This is a genomic window from Neobacillus drentensis (genome assembly GCF_036962125.1).
GTDB lineage: Bacteria > Bacillota > Bacilli > Bacillales > Cytobacillaceae > Neobacillus > Neobacillus drentensis_B.
Genome location: NZ_JBALOA010000007.1, coordinates 155894 through 180309 on the forward strand (window position 1 = coordinate 155894; position 24416 = coordinate 180309).

A 24416-nucleotide genomic window follows, 5' to 3' on the forward strand; every position below is an offset into this window, starting at 1 on the left:
CGGACAAATGTCTTTTTGTTAATGAATTTGGCTTTCAAATAAAGTGTTTCTTTGGTTAAACTTGGTGATGAGTTTAAGTAAGAATCCATTGGCTATAAGTAACCCTGCACCTATTAAGAACAGGGTCAGTGGGCTTAGAAAGAAGAGCCCGCTGACTTGGCTAATAATAAGCCCAACAACAGGTAAAACCATAATTCCGCCAAATTGCTGAGCTTCCTGAAAGGATTTAACTCGTGCGGAAACTAACACATTTAATACTATATTAAAGATTACAAGTGCAGGGATAACCCAAAACATTAATAGCAGCCAGGTTGAATTCAAAAATATAATTTCATTAAAAACTCGATAAGTTATTAGGGTTACAATCAGACCATTAAGTAAGAAAGCCATATATGTAATCAATATCGTAGGGACAAAAGAGGCGATCACCTTGCCCAAAAACAATTCACTTATAGAGATTGGAGCGAATAATAATGTTTCCAAAGTATTTCTTTCCTTCTCCCCTGCAAAACTGTTGGAGGAGGTGACCATCGAATTGATGATTGCGGCCATTAAGAAAAATGGGATTAACATAAAATTCAAGAAAAAATAAACGGATTTGAACCCCAAAGTTGGTAATGCAGCCAGGGTATTTCTCATTTCTTCATTTGGAAAGTTTTGAATCACAGCATTGATCGGTTTTTCTAAATCCTTCGAGGATTCTCCGATTAATTCTGTATTTATGCCAATGTAAGCAAATACAGCTGGTAAAATAATACATAAAATTAAAGGCAGGATCATCATAGGAACCCATATCTTTTTGGATGAAAAGGTGGCTTTCATGTCCTTGGCAGCGATGGCGGTTATGATGTATTTATTCATATTTTTCACTCCTGATTTTAAAATAGAGCGCCTCCAGACTTCTATTGGTAATCTCACTCGAATGAATCCAAGACTCACTCAGAATCTCCTTAAGCAAACTTGAAATTTCATTTTTTGAAGCCAGCTTAAATTCAATACTTTGTGATTCTTTTCTAACGTATGTAAAGCCCATGTATGTGTTAGGGTTGCTCGGCTGTAATCCCGTTTCCACCAATAAAGAAACCTCTGTTAAATATTTATCTTCTAATTCATTTCGAGTTCCCCTCTCGATAATTTGACCACCTTGTAAAAATAGAAAAGAATCGCAAATCGTCTCTAATTGATGTAGGACATGCGAACAGATTATAATGGTAATTTGTTCTTCCTGATTTACCTTTTTCAAGTAGTGAATGACATCATTTATCCCTTCAGGGTCTAAGCCATTTGTCGGTTCATCCAGAAATAAAAGTTTTGGCTTATGAAGCAGTGCCTTTGCAAGAGTAATTCTCTTTTTCATTCCCGTCGAAAACGTTCCAACTAGTTCGTCTTTTTTATCAATCATCTCAAACTGCTTAAGCAGATAAGTGATGCGCTCCGGGTCATAGGCATTATAGATTTTCGAAAAGAAGACAAGATTGTCCCAAGCACTTAGGTCATGATACAAAGCAGCACTTTCAGTAACAATCCCAGCCCTCTTTCTAATTTCGTCGCCTTGTGTTTTGGGATCATACCCCATTACCTTCATCTTTCCACTCGTCGCTTCAATTACACCATTCAACAATCGAATCATGGTTGTCTTCCCTGCCCCATTCGGACCAAGCAACCCAATAATACTCCCTTCCCTAATCGTAAACGAAACATCCTTTAAGATACTTCTCCCATTAAAAGCCTTACTCACATGAAAAGCTTCAATCATCGTCAACTTTATTTCCCCCTGCAGGTGTCAGGTACCGCAAAAAGACTGTTCATCAATTTGTCCACCCCTGATGTACACTACACCAAAATTATCCATTTTTTCTCTATAATAACAGATTTATGTAGGTTTTTTGAACTATTATTTTGAATATTTCCTTCTTCGTCTTTTTTCCATTATTTTTTGGGGTTTGTACTGATTTTTGGGGGAATATTATATTCATCTATTTTATTGATTGAGCAGGTGAGGGAGTTTAATGGAACAAGCAGTCTTGGCAGGTCATCATCCTGTGAATAACATAAATGTATATTATGAATTTTATCCTAATCAGAAATCAGAAAAAACCTTCGTCCTATTACATGGATTCCTTTCTTCCACCTTCACATTTCGCCATCTAATCGCATTACTAAAAGAGGAGTATCAGGTATTATCTATTGACCTTCCCCCCTTTGGGAAAAGCCAGAAATGCAACCGATATGTGTATTCCTATAAAAATCTAGCAAAGACTGTCATAAACCTTACAGAGTCTTTGGGGTTAAAAAATATGACCTTTATCGGTCATTCCATGGGTGGGCAAATTGTATTGAATATCCTTCATATGACGCCAGGGATCGCAGACAAGGCTATTCTCCTCTGCAGTTCTGCCTATCTTAAACGATCTAAAATGCCGTTAATTCTTACAAGCTACCTACCCTATTTCCATCTTTTCGTAAAGTACTGGTTTGCTCGGACTGGAGTAAAAAAGAATCTCCAGGACGCACTATATAATCACTCCATCATTAATGATGAAATGATTAATGGGTATCTCCAACCATTTTTACAGGATGAAATTTTCGTTGCACTTACGCGGATGATTCGTGATCGTGAAGGTGACTTGCCCGTCGAGATTCTTAACCAAATCAAAACTCCTTGTTTGTTACTTTGGGGTGATCATGATAAATCGATACCTCTAGATTTTGGTAAGAAGTTAAATAAGGATTTGACCAACTCGGAATTAATTGTTTTAAAAGATACTGGCCATGCCCTTCCCGAGGAGCGGCCAATAGAGGTGTATGAATATATTAAAAGCTTTATTGAGAAAACGGCAGCTGAAGCATAGCTGCCGTTTTCCCTCTTCTCTATATTTTTCACTTATATTGATTCGGAAACTTTTTTTGCTTCGCTTCTCTTTTCCTAATTCCCCCATATTAATTTTCAATTCCTTTCTTACAATAACTCCTTTATTCACTTCTATACTAGTAAACTACACTTTTCGGAAAAATAAAACCATTTGGTATCTATAAAAAAAACAGCATTCAATCATTTTATTTAAGAAAAATTTAATGTTTTATTTAGAATCCATTTATATCTCCCATTTAAACTGTGGTTTGTAATCAAAACCATGAATGGAGGATTTGCACATGAATAAAAAACTATTAACAGGCATCGGAATTAGCGGGGTAATGATGTTAGGCAGTGTTTACTCAATCTCGGCGAACACATCTGGTTATGACCTCTACAAGTCAGCATTAAAAGAAACCCACACGGCGGATAGTGCGACAATGAGCATGAAGCTAAATTTAGTAGACAATAATAAGTCTTTTTTTTCAGCCAATTCACTTTTAAAGATGGATGTGAAAAACCAATTAAGTTCCATTTCGACGCAATTAGCAAACGAATCAGAAAAGAGTAATATGAACATGTACAAACAAGACGGGAACTGGTTCGTAGAAAAAGACGGTACCGAAACTATTTATAAGATGAAAATGAGCAGCCCTCATCACAAAAACACGGCAGAACTTCAAGATGATGTCGAGAACTTAATCGATGTAATTACGAAAAATCTTCAGCAGCAAATCACCGTGTCCGAAAACAAGAATGGAAGGCATACCATTGAACTGGATCTTACAGGTAAAGAGATCCCTCTAACTGCAAATGCATTAAGTACACTAATGATCAAACACTCGGTTATGCTTCAGGATAATACGGAACAGATAAACTCAAGCTTTCATATTAAACCAACCATGCCAGAACTGGATCATGAAATTACCTTTAAACAAATCATGCTTGAAGCAGATGTAAATAAAGAAAATTATATAGAGGAGCAAACAGTTAAAGCCGTGGTTACCGGAAAAGACAAACAAGGAAAAATCCATGAGCTCTCGTTTAATATTAAGATGAACGTTTCTGACTACAATCAGACCACAGTAAAACCTGTTGTAATTCCTGGTAATAATGTAAAAGAGTTAGATTTGAACCATGGACATTCAAGCAACTGAAAATAGCTAAGTAAATATATAGAGGGTGAAGATTTTGGAAAAAGCATTGGTTATATCGGATCTGACTAAATTATTTCCAAACGGAAGAGGTATTAAAGGCATCGACTTTACCATTAATCAGGGAGAAATCATTGGCATTCTGGGACCAAATGGTGCAGGCAAGACAACATTGTTAAAGTGCATGACTGGACTTGCAAAGCCAGACAGGGGTCCTGCAAAAGGCATTGTCTCTTCCCTATGATTTATTATTACTCGATGTCATGCTTCCGACTATAGATGGTTTTGAGATTTGCAGAAAGGTAAGGACTATTAAAGATATCCCAATCATTATGGTGACAGCCAAGAAGGATGAAATTGATAAAATCAGAGGACTTGGTCTTGGCGCCGATGATTACTTGGTGAAACCATTTAGCCCAAATGAAATGGTTGCGAGGGTAAAAGCTCATTTGTCCAGATTTGAGCGGCTATCAATGAAAGGAAACCCTGAAACAATTTCCCTAGACATTCGTGGCCTCTCGATTGACCGTTCAGACCGACGTGTGTTCGTTAATAACCAAGAGATTATTTTTACGACTAAGGAATTTGATGTCCTTACATTCTTAGCGATGAATCCAAATCAAGTCTTTAGTAAAGAACATTTATTTGAAAGTATATGGGGATATGACAGTTCTGGAGATATCTCTACTGTCACCGTCCATATTCGTAAAATAAGAGAGAAAATTGAACAAGACCCGTCAAACCCGCTGTATATTGAAACCATTTGGGGGTCGGGTTATAGATTTAAATCTTCTTAAAGCCACAAGAGTCTGTTTAGATAAATAAAAAAGGGAGTGTATTAACGGTGCCTGACACCGCCAATACACTCCCTATTTAAACCAACCTTTTTCTTTGGATTGTGTTATCGCTTCGATCCGGTTTTTTACCTCTAGTTTGTCGAGGATGATTGAGATGTAGTTACGGACGGTTCCTGTCTTAATACTAAGTTCTTCCGCAATCTCTTTTGTATTTTTACCACCCGCAACAAGCTCTAGCACTTCTTTTTCCCTCTCTGTTAATGGATTTTCTTCCCCGTATACATCATCCATTAATTCTGGTGCATAAATTCGTCTACCTGACATGACACTTCTGATGGAGCTTGCCAGCTCCTCACTAGGACTATCCTTTAACAAATAGCCATTCACACCTGCTTTCAATGCCCGTTGAAAATAACCAGTTCTTGCAAAAGTAGTTAAAATGATTACTTTACAGCCTAGACCTTTTAACTCTTCTGCTGCCTCCAGACCGCTCTTTCCTGGCATTTCAATATCCATGATACAGACATCAGGCTGTAATTTCTTTACAAGTACGACGGCTTCTTCTCCGTTAGAAGCCTTACCGACCACTTCCATATCCTCTTCTAAATTGAGAAGTGAACCAAAGGCACCTAATAGCATTTGCTGGTCTTCAGCAATTACAATTTTAATCATTTTTTCTCCTCCTCTTTAAGCCCTGGTTTAACATCATTTGGTACTTTAATAATTAATGTCGTTCCCTCTTTTGTCAATATCTCGAGACTGCCATTAATAAATTCCAACCTCTCCTTCATCCCAATCAGCCCATGACCATCTTCCAATTTTTCTTTCTCACACTTAAAGACCCCATTATCACGAATGGTCAGTACTAATTCATGTATCGATTGATTAATGGAAATGAAACAAGACTTTGCTTTGCTGTGTTTGACAACATTATTTACAGCCTCTTTCATACACATGCTTAAAATATTCTCTGTTAGCATCGTGATATTGCTTGGAGTGAAATCACCTTTACTGATTAATTTAATTTCAGCAGCAGTAAGGATTTGTTCAACACGCAGGATCTCGTCTTTCAAGCGGATCCCCCTCATCGAAGAAACCATTTTCCTAACTTCACTTAATGCGGTCCGAGCCGTTTGCTGTACATCCTTCAATTCATTCCGTGCTTGCTCTGGGTCCTTTGTAATTAACCTTCTGGCCAAATCCGACTTCAACCCTATAAGTGAAAGCTTTTGACCGAGGGTATCATGAAGGTCCCTGGCAATCCTCTGCCTCTCCTCTATTTTGACTAGTTCAGAAATCCGTTTGTTTGCATCTAGTAACTTTTCTTCGAGCTGCCCTCTCTCCTTCCGGTTATGAATGCTAAAGGGGAGGAGGATAACGCTAATCCAGATGATGATTACAAAGGGTAATTGTTGTAGAAATAATTTTTCATGCATAACGATACTAAAGTTAATTGAAACAGACGTGCTAAACAAATGAATAAAATATAAGGTTAAAAAGGCAATCCTATCTTTAATATTTCCGATAAAGTATGCCAGAAAAAAAGCAAAATAAACATAATTGAAAAGGCTGTTAGCCGTGATCGAAATACCGATTAGGATCAACGTCCATAGATAAACTGGCCACCCTTTTGAAATAAACGCAATTCGGTAAAAAATAAAAAATAACAGCGTAAGTAATATTCCGACGACAATTTCAATTGTTGACTGAGATTGAAAAATAAAATAAAACGGCAATATACCTAGAATCGTCCAAATATACGGTGCAATTCCATTATTCTTTTGAAATGTTAAATATTTTTTTATCATGAACGGTACCTCATTTTCACTGAAAATCCTTTGCCCTTCTATCATAACTCAGAAGCATTTCTATTTTTCACCAATACACCAATTATTTTAGCTAAAAACGGTAACTCTTTAAACCTTTTTTAACATTATGTGCCCCTATATGTGTTTTACACCCATATGTAATATTTTTCCACATCAACCTATATAATTAAATAGTCGGAATTTTACAACTGTTTACACCTTTCGAATATTGGATATAAAAGTTGTTATTAAACAACTGGGAGGAATGAATGTTGAGCCAGATATTCAAAAGTTACTCCGGAATTCCTTATTTGCGGCTTGGTGCAGGTGAGCCCCTGGTATTTATTCACGGTCTTGGTGAAGTCAAGGAGGGGTGGGCAAATCAGTTTGAGTTTGCGAATCAATATGACTTAATTATCCCTGATTTACGTGGACATGGAGACTATATTACACCTGGGGAGATTTCAATAAAGAACTTTGCATTCGATATCATTAGTCTGCTGAAAGAACTGGAAATTGAAAGCGCCCACATTTGCGGGTTGTCAATGGGTGGGATGGTTGCGCAAGAAATATATCGTCAAGCACCTGAAATGTGTCGCTCCTTGATGTTAGTGAGTACTTTTCATTTTGCTCCACAACAGCTTGGTAAACTTTTTATCAAATACCGAAAAGCCACCACAGGAAATAAATCACCTGAAGCGATCGCAGCAAGGTCTGCAAAGGTTTGCCTCTATTCTTGGACAAAAGAAAATATTGAAACCTTTTCTAAATATTACAAGCCTAATAAGAAGTACTTCTTTAAAGCGTTGGAGGCTTGTCTTAAAGTTAATAACTTAACCTTACTTCCTAAAATCAACGTACCAACCTTAATAATTGGTGGACAGTATGATTCAGTGATCCCTGTCTGGGTACAGTTTATGATGCATAAACAAATTCGTCACTCTGAGTTTGTCATTTTCAGGAACACCGGCCACGTTGCAAAATTAGAGGCAAAAGACGAATTCAACCAAGTATTATGGGAGTTTTTGAACAAACATAAAATGGCAAGTTAGGAGAGGGGGGCTCAGCCTTCCTCTTCTAACTTGCCAAACTTATTATTTATTTACTTAGACCACACTTTATCTCCAATTATTTAGAAATCGGATTGGAACGGCTGGATGCCCACTGATTCACAATGCCCGCAAATAAACCTGATAATGCAAGGCCAACATGACCTGACTCCACGCAAAGATAGGTTTTATCTTCACTTGATACCAAATCCATTATTGGTTTACTTTGCTCTTCTAACACTAAATTGTCCCTAGATCCAGAAATAACGAAGAGATTGGCACGGATATTTTTTAAGTCGGCCGGTTTATTTCCAACTAAAAATTCCCCCTTCACCAATTTATTATCTCTAACTAAATCATTTCCTAATTGTTTATAGGCTTCACCAGCAAAAGGAACTTGATCAAGGGTCCATTTATTCATCCGACGCCACTTTTCAACATAACGGTGATCGTTGGCCCGATTTAAGAGCATCGTATAATTAGTAAAATAAATCGGCGCTCCAACAGCTCTAAACATCATTTCAACATATTTAGGCGGGACAACCCCATAAACATCGAGAAAATGATCGAGGTTAATATCACCGTTTTTGAGAGCCTCTGCCCATTTTTCTGGCCCTACAAACGTAGTGAAATCAATTGGAACGGTAGCTACGATTAAATTCTTAATAGGCTCCTCCGCAATCGATGCATAGATTGAGGCAATGGTTCCACCTAAACAGTAACCGACTAGGGTAATTTCCTCTGCTCCAGAATGACGAACCGCACGCTTTACAGCAGTTTTTAAATATTTCTCGATATAGGTGTCCATACCGATTTTTTTATCTTCGTAGCCAGGTGTACCCCAATCTAATAAATACACTTCATAGCCCATATCATTAAGGTTCTTAATGACACTTTTCTGAGGGTCAATATCTAAAATGTAAGGTTTATTAAAAAGCGAATAGACAAAAAATAAAGGAATCTCATATTTCTTATCTTTAGCAGGGTAATGCCATAACACTGATTTATTTTTTCTCCATATTTCATTTCTAGGAGTTTGACCAACCTTGGGGTCAGGTTCCGATAAAATCTTAATTACATTTACCCAGCGATCCATTTCTTTTTGAACATCCAGTTCGGGAATTAACCCTTTGAAAGGTGTTTCAGTTGCCAAGGTCTCCCCTCCATTTCATTATTATTTCGATGTCCCTGAGCTGGCCAACTCTCGTTCGACGCTTTTGTCCTTTTCAATAAGACCTTTTAAGGACTCAAATTCTTCTTTAAAATTAGTTAATTTCATAAGCTCAAACTTCATTTCTTGAAGTTCAGCATGCAATACCTTTGTATCTACTTGTTCTTTCTTTGTTTTAACCAACTCGGTTTTAAGCTGCTTGGTTAATTTTATAATCTCTTTAGAGACTTCTACCACAGTTTCTATTTCTTTACTTTGCGTTTTCATGGAATCCTGCAGGCCCCAGATTTGTTCTTCTAAAGCTTCTATTTTCTCTTCCGCTTGAATCGTTAGGGATGCAACATTTGCCACATCATTCTTTGTTGGCAAATTTAGTACACTAGCAAGTGCTTCTTGGTTCTTTTTAAATGCATCAAGATAACGAGAATTTATTTCAGTTCCCACATTAGACAGCTTCACAAAGTCTTTGTTATCCGCCCAAAGATAGATGAAATCATTGATCTGCTTTTCCCACAATAAACTCAACTTATGAAAGGATTCAAATGGATCGTAAGGGTTTTTACCTGACATTACTTCCACTCCTATTTTGTCATTATTTTGATTGATCAGTAACGTTCTTCATGTAACTTTGAAATGGCATAATCGCCGATTTCACCTGTTTTGCAAACATATTTACAAATACTTTTTGATTTTCATATAAAACATTGCTAGTTTTCTTCACACTCTCAATATATTTTTCACGGCCATTTTTCCGATAAGTAATATATTGTTCAACGGTACTTACATATTTATCAAGTGCATCCAATTGTCCAGTTATCAATGCTTGAGCTGGAGTGACTAATAAATTTGCAGTTTTATTTTGAATATCCTCAACTACTTTATTAATTTCTTCATATGATTTCACTGGAAAGAAATGCTGTAGTGGAGTCGTGGTCACAAGTAATTCTTCACGTGCGGACTTCTCCCACTCTTTTAATTCCATTCCAAATTGTGCTGCGATTGTAATGGCATTTTCTTGATCCTGCTTAAGCTTTTCTACATAATTTCTAACTGCTTCCAAGAAAAGCGTATCTTGTTTGTTAAAGCGCTCTGCCCAGTTATCCAATTCCTTAAAGCCAAGTTTCCAAATCATGTCTAGACTTGTTAAATCCTTTTCACCATCAACCTCAGTTTGTTGATTTTCAACTTCTACTACTGAATCAGTTTTTTTCGTCATTGTTTTCTCCTCCATTTTCTAATGATTTTGAATGAAATAATTGTTTTAAATCTAATAACTCTGATTCTAAGCTTTTTATTTTGCAGTGGTGAATACTCTTTGCTTCAACTTCCAAAAGTGACTTTAACTCTCCCAATGATTTCCTAACCATTTGTAATTGGGTCTGATTTTTCTGTTGTGTCTGTTTCATTTCATAGATTGCTTCATCTAAAAAATCTAATTTCTCCTCGTAATCTACGATTCTTACAGAAATAGTACTTATTTCATCTTTATTCGGAAGGTCAGATTGCCTTAACCACCTAGTTGTTAACCTTCTGTGAATTCTGGCTTGCTTTAAGTGCGTTTCCATTGCTTTTCCAAATGCGATAGTAAAGGTTCTGGTATTGGTTTGTGCATGGATTCTTTTATTCATTTCTGCTTCTAGTTTCTTATAGAAAGAATCAGTAGATTGGTGTGTAAATTCCATGAAAATCCCTCTTAACTAACTGGTCAGTATCTACTATTTTACTGTACACTGGCAGTTGTACCACCGTCAACAACTAATACGTGGCCGTATACATAGTTAGATGCATCCGAGGCTAAGAAAAGGGCTGGGCCTTTCATATCATCATCTGATCCAAACCGTCCTGCAGGTGTTCTCTCCAGAATCTTTTCTCCCGAATAATCCAAAATAGCTTTGGCCATTTTTGTAGGGAAGAACCCTGGTGCGATTGCATTGACATGGACATTAAATGGAGCTAATTTAACAGCGAAATCCTTCGTTAGCGTAATGACTGCCCCTTTGCTAGCAGAATAGCCAATTGCATCCATAACTAATGGATCCTGTCCACCCATGCCAGCAATTGAGGCAATGTTAATGATTTTACCTGACTTTTGTTCCACCATTATTTTTCCAACAGCTTGAGAAAATAGGAAAACCGCCTTAAGGTTAATATCCATAACCTTATCCCATTTATCAGCGGGCATATCTAGTGCAGGTGCCCCCCAACTTGTCCCACTGTTATTGACTAAAATATCAATCCTCCCAAACTCCTTCATTGTTTCATCGACAACATGTTTAATATCGTTTGGATTGGATACATCACATTTCAATGCAAGAGAGCGAACCCCTTTTTCTTTCAGTGCTTCGCTAAATTGCTGGCAGGCATCGAGATTTCTTGAACATACCACAACATTTGCACCAGCTTCCGCATAAGCAACAGCAATTTGCTGCCCTAACCCTCTTCCCCCGCCAGTAATAATGGCTGTTTTTCCTTTTAAACTAAAAAGCTCTTGGATATTCACTTGTACACCCTCTCTCTTAAGCTTTCATTTTTAGTTGTTCTTGGTCTCTAAGGACACGTCTGAGAAGTTTTCCAACCGAGGATTTCGGTAATTCAGCGAGAATTTCAACTTCCTTTGGTGCCTTATATGGAGCAAGATTTTCTTTTCCAAACTGCTTAATTTCTTCTGCTGTTAAAGAATATCCTTCTTTCAGTTTGACATATGCTTTGACCGTTTCCCCGCGGTATGAATCAGGAACTCCGATAACGAGTACCTCTTCAATTCCTTCTAGTTGATAGAGGACATCCTCAATTTCACTAGGATAGACATTGTAGCCGCTAGCAATTATCATATCTTTTTTGCGGTCGACAATATAAAAATACCCATCCTCATCCATCTTAGCGATATCTCCTGTAAACAACCATCCGTCTTTAATAACTTCAGCTGTGTCTTCTGGGCGATTCCAATATCCTTTCATAACCTGTGGACCTTGGATGATTAACTCCCCTTCTTCACCAACCGGTGCATCAACAAACCCATTTGCAGTTTGTTGAACAATCCTGGCTATAGTACTCTGAACAGGTATTCCCACACTTCCATATTTCCTAGGCACGAACGGTGGACTAAAAATCGCCGTTGGTGCTGATTCCGACAGACCATATCCATCAAGAAGCATGGCTCCTGTTTTCTTTTCAAACAATTTTACTTGTTCTACTGGTAGTGGAGCACCCCCGCTGCTTAAATAATACATGTCATTAAAACTACATTGATCTAAATCTGGATGGCTATTTAAAGCAAAATACATGGTTGGAACCGCTGACATTTGAAATGGCTTTTCACGATTAATAATTTCCATTACCTCTTTAACATCAAAACGAGGTAAGACAATTTGATTGGCACCTTCCCTGATGCCACAAAGTGCCACACTTGAAAGACCATACACATGGAACATTGGCAGAACAGTAATCATCTTTAAGTTTTCCGGTTTATGCTCACATGCTTTATAGGCAAAATCACAAACTTGATTGAAATTGGCTAGCAGGTTTCGATGAGTAAGCATGACACCTTTAGATACACCTGTTGTTCCACCTGTATATTGTAAAAGTGCAACGTCATCATGTTGGTCAATCTCCACCTCTGGGATAGTTATATCCTCATGTAGAAACTCATCGAAATAATGATCGCCTTCAGCTAAGTCGATTCTAGCTCCACCGAAACTGACTACGATTATCTTTTTTAATGAAGTTCTCGATTGTAATTGTTTTAATTTTGGATAGAAAGCATCGAATGCGACTATGTATTCAGAGCCAGAATCATTTAATACATGTTCTATTTCTCTTTCTACGTACATTGGATTAACTTGAACAGCTATTCCACCTAGTCGAAAGGTACCGAAAAGGGTAAATATGTAATGGGGAGAATTGGGAAGCATAATGGACAGACGGTCACCTTTGGTAAATCCTGCCCTATGTAAAGCAGCAGCAAATTTATCAGTAATCACCTTTGTATCATTGTAAGTCCATACCCTTCCATAAAAAGTGAATGCAGGGAAATCGTTATAACGCTTAACTGAAGCTTGCAAAAAATCGTAAAGAGAATTGTGTTCAATCTCCACGTGCTCATTAATCCTTGGATCATAAAATTTTAACCACGGTTTTTGTTGATAAACCATTAAAACGATGCCTCCTCAGAATTTTAAATTAAAATATGAAATATTCTTTTTAAAAGAGCTGCAAGTCTACGAAGCGGTCGTCTAATTATTAATTAGAATACTAATATAGTTACGATTATTGTAGTTAATTGGAAATTTGTAAACCTTGCTCTCTCGACAAAATTCCACAAAAAAATCACGTTTCCTTAACGCTCAGATCCACACCCCCTAAAAATAAGCATCAATTATTTAACGCTTTTCCTAAACGCATGAAAAATGACGAAAATTGTCGGAATATTTTTTCACCTCCATTGCTGCCAAAGGGTGCAATATGTAAATATTAAACATCCAAGCCTGTCACCCTTCCCCAGCCCAATCAACCTCCTCTCCAGAAAGTAGTATACTTCTATAATACTTTTAAAATATTTGGTGACAGGTACCAAATAAATACACTATTCCACATCACGCGCACACCAAAATATGGTACTTTTGTATTATTCTGAATTTTATAAAAATAACTCCTTTACAAATAGTGGCAACCCCATTTATGATAAATAGCAATAGGAGGGGAGATATACTTGAGTGAAGTGTCGATTAGTTACTCTGAAATTCCTTACTTACGTTTTGGTGAAGGTGAACCTTTAGTCTTTATTCATGGTCTCGGTGAAGTTAAAGAAGGATGGAACAATCAGTTTGAATTTGCAGATCAGTACGACTTGATTATTCCCGATTTACGGGGACATGGTGAGCATCTTACCACAGAAAAGATATCTATACCACATTTCGCTCGTGACATTATTAATTTATTGAAAGAGCTCCAAATTGAAAGCGCTCACATATGCGGTTTGTCGATGGGGGGAATGGTAGCACAGGAAATTTATCGTCAAGCACCACATATGTGTCGTTCATTAATGCTGGTGAGCACCTTTCATTATGTTCCAAAACCCTTAGCCAAACTAATAGTAAACTACCGCAGGGTACGGTCACTCTCAAATAATCCAAGCCTGTCAAAAGAAACGGCCGCCCGTATCTCACTTAACTCATGGAAGGGAAAAGTTTATGAGGACTTTCATAAATTTTACAAACCTAATCACGAGGTGTTTCTTAAATCAGTGAAGGCATGTTTGGAAGTAAATAATTTAAAACTACTCCCACAGATTAAAGTCCCTACTTTAATCATGGGTTCTCAGTATGATTCAGTCATTCCTGTGTGGATGCAGCTATTAATGCATAAAAAAATCCGTCATTCTGAATTTGTGATTATCAGGAATACTGGTCATATTGCCAAGCTAGAGCAAAAAGATGCATTCAATAGAGTTCTTCGTAACTTTTTGAAAAAACACTCAAAAGTAAGTTAAGGGGAGATTCATTTCTCCCCCTTTTCTATGTTCTTTACTTAGGCATATTATCATATAATTTATCGTTATATTTTCAAAGGAGGTCTGTATCAATGCCCCAAACTACCGGGAATGGAATAAATCTTTATTACGAGGTACACGGAGAGGGTGAACCCTTACTATTAATTATGGGATTATCACTTAACTCAAAATCTTGGTTTAGGACTCTGCCTGTTCTAAGTGAGCATTTTAAAGTGATAGTTTTTGATAATCGCGGGACAGGTCTGAGTGACAAACCTAATTCTCCCTATTCCATTGAGCAAATGGCTGAAGATGCTAAGTGCATATTGGAGGCAGCCGACGTAGAGGCAGCCCATGTTTATGGCATATCCATGGGTGGAATGATTGCTCAAAGATTAGCTCTTAAGTATCCCTCAAGAGTAAAGTCGCTAGTTCTAGGTTGTACAACCTCTGGCGGAGTAAACCATGTACAGCCAGGTGCTGATGTCTCAATGCTCATGCTTTCTAGGGCCTCTTCTGTTGCAACGCCAGAAGAAGTGGCCTGGGCCACCGCTCCAATTCTATACAGTCAACCATTCATTGAAAACCAACGGGAATTAGTTGCGGAAGACATCCAAAAAAGAATCGAGATTCCTGTCCTTCCCTATGCTTATATGCTTCAGCTCCAGGCCTGCTTATCCCATGACACTTACAACGAGATTGAGCAAATCACAGTCCCTACTTTGGTAATCCATGGTGACGAAGATAAGTTAGTTCCATATCAAAACGGGATAACCTTAGCAGAGAAAATTCCCAATGCTGAATTTTTGACCATTCAAGGTGCTGGTCATATCTATGTAACAGAAGCAAATGATTTGGTGAATGAAAGAGTGCTAGACTTTTTGAAAAAGCAATAATATCGAAAATGCCCGATCGCATTGTAAATCTGACCGGGCATTTTTACATTATATTTTTCTATTAAACACACGCTCTAATCCCATAATCTACTACTAATTACGCTTTCACTTTAGATATCTCTTCATCTCTAAGGACTCTTCTCAGCAATTTTCCCACAGAGGACTTTGGTAATTCGGAAAGAATTTCTACTTCTTTAGGTGCTTTATAAGGTGCAAGATTATCCTTAGCAAACTGTATGATTTCTTCCACTGAAAGTGAAAAACCTGCTTTCGGTTTAATAAATGCCTTCACAGTTTCTCCTCGGTAGGTGTCAGGTACCCCAATGACAATCGCCTCTTCAACCCCTTCAAGCATATAGAGTACTTCTTCTACTTCACGTGGATAGACATTGTAGCCACTCGCAATAATCATATCTTTCTGGCGATCAAGAATATAGAAATAGCCTTCTTCGTCCATCTTTGCGATATCACCTGTAAACAGCCAGCCATCCTTTAATACCTCTTCAGTATCCTTTGGACGATTCCAGTATCCCTTCATCACCTGTGGTCCACTGACAATTAATTCACCAGATTCACCCACAGGAACATCCATATATTTTCCTTCCTCTGTTTCGCGAACGATTCTTATCATTGTACTAGGTACTGGTATTCCAATACTTCCGTATTTCCGAGGAACAAATGGTGGATTAAAGGCAACGGTAGGCGCCGCCTCAGAAAGTCCATAACCATCAAACAGAGTCGAACCCGTTAATTTATCAAAAGTTTTTGCTTGTTTGACAGGTAACGGTGCACCACCACTGCCAACATACCACATTTCATCAAAACAGGATTCCTTCAATAATTCAGGACGGCTGTTTAAGGCAAAATACATGGTAGGAACCCCGGCAAAGAGGAATGGCTTTTCACGATTAATTATCTCAATTACTTCCTTCACATCGAAACGAGGTAAAACGATCTGATTGGCCCCCTCTCTGATGCCGCAAAGGGCTACACTCGAGAGTCCATACACATGAAACATCGGTAAAACTGTAATCATCTTAAAGGATTCCGGGATATTTTCACATGTATTATAAATAAAATCACAGACCTGATTAAAGTTGGCTAGCAGGTTATAATGTGTCAGCATAACTCCTTTAGGAACACCAGTGGTTCCTCCAGTATATTGTAAAACTGCTACATCGTCGTGCGGGTCAATCTCCACTTCCGCAACATTCATCGCCACGTGGAGGGCTTCGTCAAAATAAAGATCATCCGCTGCTAATTCTTTTTTCTCCCCGCCAAAACTTACCACGATAACCTTTTTTAAGGATGTATCCCCCTGAACTTTTTTTACCTTTGGATAGAAGGCATCTAATGCCACCATATACTTAGCTCCAGAATCGTCCAAAACGTAAGCTATTTCTCGTTCTACATACATTGGATTGACTTGAACAGCAATTCCGCCCAACTTGAATATCGCAAATAAGGTAAAAATATAGTGAGGGCAATTCGGAAGCATAATGGCCACCCGATCCCCTTTTTTAAAGCCTTCTTTATGTAATGAAGATGCAAGCAAATCTACCATCATTTTTGTTTCGTTGTAGCTAAAGACTTTATCATAAAAAGTGAAGGCAGGTTTTTCACCAAAACGGTTGACAGCAATTTCTAAAAAATCGTACAATGACTCGTGTTTTACACTTACATGTTCACCCACTCGTGGATCATAAAATTTTAACCAAGGCTTTTGCTGATAAACCATTACTACTTCCTCCTCATGTATAATTATTTTTAATCCATTTAAATTATTGTTTTAATAGGAAAATTTGTAAACTTGACATTATCGACACCTTTCCGCAATAACTTCACTATTTTAAAAATAATATCCATACCCACAAGTCTATTGGGTTGTTTTCAATAAGGCTTCTGTCGAACAATGGAAAAATCGAAGCAATTGTTCACAAAATATTAATAATAAATTGTGAATTTTGTTTGTCTATTTTGATTTTTCAAAAAAACACCCAAGAATAGATGGTTCTATTTATTAATGGCCTTTGATAGATAAATCAATTGTCTTATAAGCTATGACGTAGGTGGCAAAAGAAATAATAGCTTCATTAATTCCAAGTATGAAGATTGCCGCCCCAAAAATAAAAAGGTTAAACAATAAAATAAACTGTCCAATCGAAAAAGAACTGCGTTTACTAAATATGATTGCCAATACCTCCGTTCCATCTAAACACCCACCATACCGGATGGTAATTCCTACCCCTAAGCCCAAACTAATCCCCCCAACTAAAATGACTAAGACTGGATTGTGGATTATTGCAGGAAAAGGTTCAAATACATATGTTCCCAGCGAAAGAATAATAATGGCAAATAGACTTAACAATAGAAACCTTCTGCCTAACAGAGAATAAGCAATTAAAAAAAAAGGAGTATTTAATATTAATAGAAATAATCCTATTTCTTGATTTGTAATATGTGAGAGAAGGATTGAGATTCCAATGATTCCTCCATCAATTACATTGTTTTTAACTAAAATTAATTGAAGGGAGATAGCTACAAGTGCTACGCCCAAGAAAATGAACCAGATCTGCTTATAAAGTGACAATCCAGTAGATCTTGAAAAATCAGGATAGAACTTTAACCGGTTTCTATACATACTCGTCCCCTTTTACCTCAGATTACCGTCATATGTGTTATAAAAATATATTCGACTAATAGAGAAAAATTCTCTATTACTAAATTCAACACAAAAGAGCCGCTAGCAACAATTCACAATAAGTTGATAGCGGCTCTCTATTCTATGATTATTTTAACATCTTAAAGACTTGCTCTACATCTTTATCCCCACGGCCGGATAGGTTAACAATCAGCACATCATCGGTCGATAATTCTTTGGCCAGCTTAATGGCATATGCAACAGCATGGGAGCTTTCTAACGCCGGAATAATCCCTTCCGTTTTACTTAACACTTGAAATGCTTCTAGCGCTTCTTGGCCGGTTACAGTTACATATTCAGCACGGCCACTTATTTTCAAATAACTGTGCTCCGGACCGACCCCTGGATAATCAAGCCCCGCAGCAATCGAGTAAGTTGGTTTAGGATTTCCATCATCATCCAGCAGCGTTAAACATTTAAAGCCATGAATGACAGCTGGTATTCCTTCGGTCATTGTCGGTGCTTCTGCGGGTTCAACCCCAATTAGGCGGACTTCTTTTTCATCGATATAGTGCGCAAAGGCGCCAATCGCATTACTACCGCCTCCTGCACAAGCAATCACCGCTGTCGGAAGCTTTCCTTCCTTTTCAAGGATCTGTCGTTTCGATTCTTCGCTAATAATGGCTTGGAAGTGCTTGACCATGGTCGGATAAGGATGTGGCCCCACGGCTGAGCCCAATAAATAAAAGGTATTTTTATAGTTTTGCACAAGGTCGCCCAAGGCTTCATCAACAGCATCCTTTAAGCGGCCTTGGCCTTTTTCAACTGGGATGACTTTGGCTCCTAATAATTCCATCCGAAATACGTTAAGCGCTTGTCGTTCCGTATCCAACTTGCCCATATAAATGATACATTCCATCCCAAACATGGCACATGCTGTTGCCGTGGCCACACCGTGCTGTCCAGCACCCGTTTCAGCGATAATACGCTTAGCACCCATTCGTTTGGCTAACAGAATCTGACCAATAGCATTATTAATTTTGTGTGCTCCTGTATGGTTTAAATCCTCGCGTTTTAGATATATTTTTGCCCCTTGATTTTGCTTGGTTAAATTCTCAGCGAAGGTTAACGGATTTTCTCTGCCTACGTATTCCTTTAGGTAATATTTGAATTCTGCAATAAATTCTGGGTCATCTTTATAACGCAAAAATTGCTCTTCTAATTTATCCATCACCAGCTGTAGATCTTCTGGTACAAAACTTCCGCCAAATTCTCCAAAATAGCCTTTATTCTCTACACTCACTTTCTCCATGCTCAACTCGACTCCTTCTATCCTCTTATTCTCATTCAGCCCTATAATAAATTAACTGAATATTTCTATAATTATTTTAACATATCGTCTATTTTCTGCAAACAGAAAACTATTTTTGCAGGCAAGAAAAAAGCCTACACCTCCGTGTAGACTTTTGAATTAAATTTTATTACTACCATTTTATTCATATCTTAGAGAGTCTATTGGGTCTAGTTTGGAAGCCTTATTTGCGGGAAGTAGACCAAATACAACACCGATGACCATTGAAAACAACACGCCGCCCAATACAACTTGCCAAGAAACTAAGGATGGCCAGCCTGCAAAGAAACTCACGATTGTCGATGTTCCCCAGCCTAGTAATATACCAAGAATACCGCCAATAAATGTAAGTGTCATCGACTCTATTAAAAATTGGGTTAATACTTGTCCACGGGTCGCTCCTAATGCCATACGAATGCCTATTTCCCTTGTTCGTTCTGTCACCGAAACGAGCATAATATTCATTACACCAATCCCGCCAACAAATAAAGAGATGCCGGCAATACTGCCGATAATTAAGGTCATGATTTTTGTAATTTGACCAACGCCTTGAGCAATTTCTTCCATATTAATAACCTGATAGGACTTTTCGGTATTATGAATATTATTTAATAGTTTAGCTGCCTTTTTGCCTGCAACCTGCAATTGTTCAGCTGAGGCTGCCTGCAGCGTAACTTGCGTAAAATCACTGCTCCCATAAATTGTTTTCCAAGTTTGGAAGGGGATATATACCTCCATTGAACCGAAAGCAAAGAGACCGGTTGGTTTTTCTAACACTCCAATGATCTCAATCGGCTGATTGGCAATCATGACGACATTCCCAACAGGATTTTTCCCTTTAAATAATTCCTCCTGCAATTTGGAACTGACTAATCCAGCCCGACGGCCGCCCAGAAAATCAGAGGCTGAAAAATTTCTCCCCTTGGCAACTTTCAACTCATTTAATTCAATATAAGCCTGATTAACTCCAGTTGTAGACACATCTCCAGTTTCTTTTTGAAATCTTATCGTTGATAATTTGGTGCTTGATGCAACGACACTTTTGATTTCAGGAATTTGTTCAAGTGCTCTAATATCTTCTTGATTAAACGGAGCTTGCTGAAAGATATTAGGATTAGCGCGTATTTCTTCATCAGAGGGCTGATAAAACAGTTCAATCGTATTTCCTGGGCCGGTTATCTGAGATTTAAGCATTGCCTCTCCGCCTTGTCCAATGGCTACAACGATAATAACAGCACCCACGCCAATAATTATCCCGAGCATGGTTAGAATGCTGCGCATTTTGTGGGCTTTAAGTGAGCCTAATGCCATAAAAAGATTCTCCATAAAACTCATCTGGCTGACCCCCTATCGCCTTCGAAAGGAGAGTGTATCATTCCGTCTCTAACCATTATCCTTCTGTCCGCGTACTCCGCAACTTCTGATTCATGAGTAACGACAATAATGGTTACTCCTTCTTCATTTAGTTTCCTAAATTGTTCCATAATGTCTATGCTTGTTTTCGAATCAAGTGCACCTGTAGGCTCATCAGCTAAAATGAGTTTTGGTTTATTAACAATCGCTCTCGCAATTGCAACCCGCTGCTTTTGTCCCCCCGATAGGGCATTGGGAAGATGATTCATTCGATCGGATAATCCTACTTTATATAATGCCTCTTCGGCACGGCTCTGGCGTTCTTTTTTTGAGATTCCAGCATAAATCATTGGCAGTTCTACATTTTTTAATGCTGTCAGGCGTGGCAATAAGTGAAACTGTTGAAAAACAAAGCCAATTGATTGATTTCTAACCCGTGCTAATTCCTTGTCATTATAATGCGATACATTTTCCCCGCCAAGGTAATACTCGCCTTCAGTTGGTTTATCCAAACAGCCGATGATATTCATTAAGGTTGATTTCCCAGAACCTGATGGACCCATAATCGCAGCAAATTCACCTTCACGAATCGTAAGACTGATACCGTTTAAGACATGTACGCTTTCTTTTCCGAGCAAAAATGACCTTGTGATGGATTCTAGCCGGATCATCTTACCGTCACTTCCAACCCATCCTTCAACTTGTCGGGTCCATTAACGATGACTTGGTCTCCTTTCGAAACACCTTTAAGGATTTCAATTTTCTTTCCTGATGTAATCCCTGTTCTAACATGTTGCTTTTTGGCCTTTCCATCCTTTACAAGATAGACATAGGGCTTATCCCCATCATCAAATAAGGCATCAAGAGGCAAGACCATTGCCGTTTTTTTATCGGTTTCAATCTCCATAATTACCTGGAAACCTGGTTTTAACATTTTGGTATCTCCAGAGATTTTTACGGTTACTGGATACTGGACGGCCTGGGTACCATTTTGTACACTCGTTTGGTTCTGCTCTGGTAAAATGGCAATCTTTGAAATAACACCTTGCCACTCCTTTCCAGTCACAGCATCGGAGCGTAAAATCACTTTTTGGCCTGAGCTTACTTTGAGTGTATCGTATTCAGACAAGAGTCCTGATGCAGTCATCCCTTCTAACTTACCAATATGTATTAACGGCTCGTTTGCCGCTTCAATCGAAGAAGAGGCTGGTTTTTTTGCTGATAAAACGATACCAGTGATTGTACTTTTAATTTCTAAATCCTCCTGGCGTTTACTAATCAAATCCTTTTGAAGTTCGGTTTGCTTAAGTTCAATATTGGCTAACTTTTTTTCCATCTCGAGCTGTTCAAATTCAGGGGCAAGTTGTTTTTTCGCTGCTTTTTTTCCTACTCCCGCCTGTTCACTTAAGGTCTTTTCCTTATCTTCGAGCTGCTCTATTTTCTTATCAATTTGGCTTATTTTTAAATTAGCAGATTCAACAGCTAATTTATTTTGCTCAATTTCAAGCTCAAGCTGAGGATTTGACAGTGTTGCTATCACAGTTCCTTTTTTAACCGTCTGACCTTCTTTGACAAGCAATTTCTTGATTTCCCCTTTGTCAGGTGTCGCATATACAATTTGTTCAGCTGAAAGTTTCACTGTCCCTGGAATCATTAACAGAGAGGAGATTTCATCTTGGCTGATTTCCGTCACTTTTACGGAAGGGCCCTTTGCAAGGACCTGTCGGTAGACACTGACAGAAATCATAATGATAATTAAACTAATTACACCTAGCCCAATCCATATTTTCTTTTTCATTATAATTTCGGCGCTCCTTGTAATAGAGTTCCAACCAAACCAAAGCCAATACTTATTAAGAAGAAGACAATTGCAATTGTCCAAGCCAGCCCTTTAGAAAATTGCCCTGTTTTATGAAGTCCACTCGCAGACAAGATGACCGACCAAATTCCAAATACCTCAATAGTACCTAAGACACCTGCTTTATCCTGATTAAGAATTCCTGCTAAACTAGTAATATATATTTCTGGATTTCCACCGATGGCATACCTGATTCCCATATTCAAGATAAGACCAACTGCACCGATAATCATAATATAGGTATTCATAGAAAATAATTGTTTAAAAGTAACAGTTGAACTGGCGATTCTAGCAATCACTAATTGAATCGCACTGCTAATTAAAACACCAAAAATAGGCGTAACAATCCCCGTAATCGCAACTGTTACTTTTGTAATGGTTAACACCAAATCAATTTGATCCTCCGGAACTCCCTGTTCAATTAAAGTAGCCGCATCCAAAGATAATGCCATAAAGGTCATTCCTATTGCATAAAGGACACTAATAATAATCAGTGGTACCCAAATCTTCGGACTTTGCTTAATTCTCTCAAACTGCACACCTGGACTTGTAAACATTCCCATGAGCTTTGGATTTTGATTTAAAGAATTTACCTCTTTTTGTAATTCCATTTTCAACACCCCTATTTCCACTTATGTAAAATATTCCTACTAATTATACGATGTACTGGGGCTAAAGTTTCAAATTTTTTATACGGTGCCTGACACCATGAAATTACTATAATTTGTCTTCTATTCCATGTTTTTGATATACTTTTAACTATATTAAAAGAAAAAGGGGACCATAATGTCTAAAAGAAAATTTCAATACGGGTTAATCCAAATACTTTTGATTCTAACAATTATCTTTGTGTCAACAAAGATTTCATTTTTATTTATGCCTATTGGTATCTTTTTCTCAACTATTTTTTTCCCAATACTTATTACCGGATTTCTATTTTTCTTACTAAATCCAATCGTTAATTTTCTTCAGCAGCACAAAGTTCCAAGACTCCTTGCTATTCTAATTATTTATGTTGTATTTATCGGAATCCTTGTGTTAGCGATTGGAAACTTGGTACCAGCGATTACCAAGCAATTTACTGCCCTTGCCAACGCACTTCCCGATTATGCCAACAAAACATTGGATTATTTTGATAAGCTTTCGCGAAGCTCAGAATTCAAATGGGTTATGGACGAACAAAATGACCTTTTAGACACAGGTAAACAAAAGCTTATCGCCTACGCAAACACATTGCCGGACCAGGTCACTGGAGGAATTACCAATATCCTCGGTGTATTTGCCAATATTGCGGTAATTCTAGCGACAGTTCCATTTTTATTATTTTATATGTTTAAGGACGGACATAAGTTTCCGAAGGCACTAACCAAATTCCTACCAGTAACATATAGAGATGCAGGGTTGCTGATGTTGAAGGAGACGGGTGAAACCCTGTCCTCTTATATTCAAGGTCAAGTGATTGTTGCACTGTCAGTCGGAATATTAGCCTTTGTTGGCTACCTAATTATTGATTTGCCCTTTGCGTTAGTCATGGCCCTAATCGTAGCTTGCACAAACATCATCCCTTATGTTGGACCTATACTCGGTGGTGCCCCTGCAGTCATTGTGGCTTTATTTGATTCACCAACAAAAGCCTTATTAGTTGTTGTAATTATCGTCATTGCTCAGCAGGTGGAAGGAAATGTATTATCACCGCTAATTCTAGGCAAATCTCTTGATACCCACCCCGCGACAATTATCATTGTCCTGTTAGCTGCCGGAAATTTAGCAGGTATCTTAGGGATGGTTTTGGCCGTACCTTTCTATGCAGTAGTTAAGACCATCGTCTTAAATGTATTAAAGTTTCTCAAGGCTCGAAAAATGGCAACCATTACTGAGGAACCATAATTATCTTATTAAAGAAATATATCAACCAAAAAAACTGTTAAGAGAAATGTCTCCTAACAGTTTTTTTATTGCTATCAGCGGGCGTTACCATCCACGTCCTGCACCACCG

At 38.0% G+C, this 24416-nt stretch carries 24 protein-coding genes and 1 pseudogene; 8 read left to right on the forward strand and 17 right to left on the reverse strand.

The genetic code is table 11. The annotated features are described in order from the left end of the window. Positions 1-18: 18 nt before the first annotated feature. Both V7121_RS08295 and V7121_RS08300 read right to left on the reverse strand, forming a co-directional pair. Complete coding sequence (locus V7121_RS08295; RefSeq protein WP_335546333.1) at positions 19-861, reverse strand: ABC transporter permease subunit; 843 nt, start codon at positions 859-861, stop codon at positions 19-21. Continuing rightward, positions 854-1756, reverse strand: coding sequence for an ABC transporter ATP-binding protein (locus tag V7121_RS08300; RefSeq protein WP_335546354.1), 903 nt, complete (start codon positions 1754-1756; stop codon positions 854-856). The genes V7121_RS08295 and V7121_RS08300 overlap by 8 nt, the downstream gene beginning before the upstream one ends. Positions 1757-2009: 253 nt before the next feature. Here V7121_RS08300 and V7121_RS08305 point away from each other — a divergent pair, with 253 nt between their 5' ends. The 4 genes and pseudogenes from V7121_RS08305 to V7121_RS08320 all read left to right on the forward strand — a co-directional run. Then, entirely contained in the window at positions 2010-2852 is an 843-nt protein-coding gene (locus V7121_RS08305) for an alpha/beta fold hydrolase (RefSeq protein WP_335546336.1), read from the forward strand. A gap of 301 nt (positions 2853-3153) precedes the next feature. Further along, entirely contained in the window at positions 3154-4011 is an 858-nt protein-coding gene (locus V7121_RS08310; RefSeq protein ID WP_335546338.1) for a hypothetical protein, read from the forward strand. Between the two features lie 25 nt (positions 4012-4036). Further along, positions 4037-4252 (forward strand): ATP-binding cassette domain-containing protein, encoded by a 216-nt coding sequence (locus V7121_RS08315; RefSeq protein WP_335546340.1) that lies wholly within the window; start codon positions 4037-4039, stop codon positions 4250-4252. Further along, positions 4224-4805, forward strand: a pseudogene (locus tag V7121_RS08320) (winged helix-turn-helix domain-containing protein); the annotation flags it as partial. The gene V7121_RS08315 and the pseudogene V7121_RS08320, both read left to right, overlap by 29 nt. A gap of 72 nt (positions 4806-4877) precedes the next feature. On the opposite strand, the gene V7121_RS08325 reads toward V7121_RS08320, so the two are convergent. Continuing rightward, positions 4878-5477: a response regulator transcription factor gene (locus V7121_RS08325; protein WP_335546342.1), complete on the reverse strand. Its 600-nt coding sequence runs from the start codon at positions 5475-5477 to the stop codon at positions 4878-4880. Then, positions 5474-6613 carry a sensor histidine kinase gene (locus V7121_RS08330; RefSeq protein ID WP_335499985.1) on the reverse strand — a complete coding sequence of 380 codons (1140 nt, stop codon included), beginning with the start codon at positions 6611-6613 and terminating at the stop codon, positions 5474-5476. Before V7121_RS08330 ends, V7121_RS08325 begins: the two co-directional genes overlap by 4 nt. A 269-nt stretch (positions 6614-6882) precedes the next feature. Between V7121_RS08330 and V7121_RS08335 the strand changes: the two genes are divergently transcribed. Next, positions 6883-7665: an alpha/beta fold hydrolase gene (locus V7121_RS08335; RefSeq protein WP_335499987.1), complete on the forward strand. Its 783-nt coding sequence runs from the start codon at positions 6883-6885 to the stop codon at positions 7663-7665. A 76-nt stretch (positions 7666-7741) separates the two neighbouring features. Here the strand turns inward: V7121_RS08335 and V7121_RS08340 are convergent, their stop codons facing one another. Genes V7121_RS08340 through V7121_RS08365 form a run of 6 tightly spaced genes read right to left on the reverse strand, consistent with a single transcriptional unit; the run spans position 7742 to position 12984 of the window. Continuing rightward, positions 7742-8815: an alpha/beta fold hydrolase gene (locus tag V7121_RS08340; RefSeq protein ID WP_335499989.1), complete on the reverse strand. Its 1074-nt coding sequence runs from the start codon at positions 8813-8815 to the stop codon at positions 7742-7744. Positions 8816-8836: 21 nt separating this feature from the next. Continuing rightward, entirely contained in the window at positions 8837-9403 is a 567-nt protein-coding gene (locus V7121_RS08345; protein ID WP_335499991.1) for a polyhydroxyalkanoate biosynthesis repressor PhaR, read from the reverse strand. 22 nt (positions 9404-9425) lie between these two features. Further along, positions 9426-10049: a hypothetical protein gene (locus tag V7121_RS08350; protein ID WP_335499994.1), complete on the reverse strand. Its 624-nt coding sequence runs from the start codon at positions 10047-10049 to the stop codon at positions 9426-9428. Next, positions 10033-10515, reverse strand: coding sequence for a hypothetical protein (locus V7121_RS08355; protein WP_335546345.1), 483 nt, complete (start codon positions 10513-10515; stop codon positions 10033-10035). The genes V7121_RS08350 and V7121_RS08355 overlap by 17 nt, the downstream gene beginning before the upstream one ends. A gap of 38 nt (positions 10516-10553) precedes the next feature. Next, positions 10554-11333 carry an SDR family oxidoreductase gene (locus V7121_RS08360; protein WP_335546347.1) on the reverse strand — a complete coding sequence of 260 codons (780 nt, stop codon included), beginning with the start codon at positions 11331-11333 and terminating at the stop codon, positions 10554-10556. Positions 11334-11349: 16 nt separating this feature from the next. Further along, complete coding sequence (locus V7121_RS08365) at positions 11350-12984, reverse strand: long-chain-fatty-acid--CoA ligase (RefSeq protein WP_335500000.1); 1635 nt, start codon at positions 12982-12984, stop codon at positions 11350-11352. A gap of 566 nt (positions 12985-13550) precedes the next feature. Between V7121_RS08365 and V7121_RS08370 the strand changes: the two genes are divergently transcribed. Together V7121_RS08370 and V7121_RS08375 are read left to right on the forward strand one after the other, a co-directional pair. Then, on the forward strand, positions 13551-14321 hold the full coding sequence (locus tag V7121_RS08370) for an alpha/beta fold hydrolase (protein ID WP_335546356.1): 771 nt from the start codon (positions 13551-13553) through the stop codon (positions 14319-14321). 92 nt (positions 14322-14413) lie between these two features. Further along, entirely contained in the window at positions 14414-15217 is an 804-nt protein-coding gene (locus V7121_RS08375; RefSeq protein WP_335500002.1) for an alpha/beta fold hydrolase, read from the forward strand. A 97-nt stretch (positions 15218-15314) separates the two neighbouring features. On the opposite strand, the gene V7121_RS08380 is transcribed toward V7121_RS08375, so the two are convergent. From V7121_RS08380 to V7121_RS08410, 7 genes are all read right to left on the reverse strand, one after another. Continuing rightward, positions 15315-16955, reverse strand: a complete 1641-nt coding sequence (locus V7121_RS08380) for a long-chain-fatty-acid--CoA ligase (protein WP_335546349.1) — start codon at positions 16953-16955, stop codon at positions 15315-15317. A 282-nt stretch (positions 16956-17237) separates the two neighbouring features. Then, on the reverse strand, positions 17238-17858 hold the full coding sequence (locus V7121_RS08385) for a YitT family protein (RefSeq protein WP_335500006.1): 621 nt from the start codon (positions 17856-17858) through the stop codon (positions 17238-17240). Between the two features lie 148 nt (positions 17859-18006). Continuing rightward, positions 18007-19170 carry a tryptophan synthase subunit beta gene (gene trpB, locus V7121_RS08390; RefSeq protein ID WP_335500007.1) on the reverse strand — a complete coding sequence of 388 codons (1164 nt, stop codon included), beginning with the start codon at positions 19168-19170 and terminating at the stop codon, positions 18007-18009. 180 nt (positions 19171-19350) lie between these two features. Beyond that, positions 19351-20544 carry an ABC transporter permease gene (locus V7121_RS08395; protein ID WP_335500008.1) on the reverse strand — a complete coding sequence of 398 codons (1194 nt, stop codon included), beginning with the start codon at positions 20542-20544 and terminating at the stop codon, positions 19351-19353. Next, positions 20541-21233 (reverse strand): ABC transporter ATP-binding protein, encoded by a 693-nt coding sequence (locus V7121_RS08400; RefSeq protein ID WP_335500010.1) that lies wholly within the window; start codon positions 21231-21233, stop codon positions 20541-20543. The genes V7121_RS08395 and V7121_RS08400 overlap by 4 nt, the downstream gene beginning before the upstream one ends. Then, the gene (locus V7121_RS08405; RefSeq protein WP_335546350.1) at positions 21230-22360 is read right to left on the reverse strand and encodes an efflux RND transporter periplasmic adaptor subunit; all 1131 of its coding nucleotides are present in this window, start codon (positions 22358-22360) and stop codon (positions 21230-21232) included. The genes V7121_RS08400 and V7121_RS08405 overlap by 4 nt, the downstream gene beginning before the upstream one ends. Beyond that, positions 22360-23031, reverse strand: a complete 672-nt coding sequence (locus V7121_RS08410; RefSeq protein WP_335546352.1) for a Yip1 family protein — start codon at positions 23029-23031, stop codon at positions 22360-22362. Before V7121_RS08410 ends, V7121_RS08405 begins: the two co-directional genes overlap by 1 nt. Before the next feature lie 175 nt (positions 23032-23206). On the opposite strand from V7121_RS08410, the gene V7121_RS08415 reads away from it, so the two are divergent. Beyond that, a complete protein-coding gene (locus tag V7121_RS08415) occupies positions 23207-24307 on the forward strand; it encodes an AI-2E family transporter (protein ID WP_335500015.1) in 1101 nt (366 codons plus the stop codon). Positions 24308-24416: the final 109 nt, after the last annotated feature.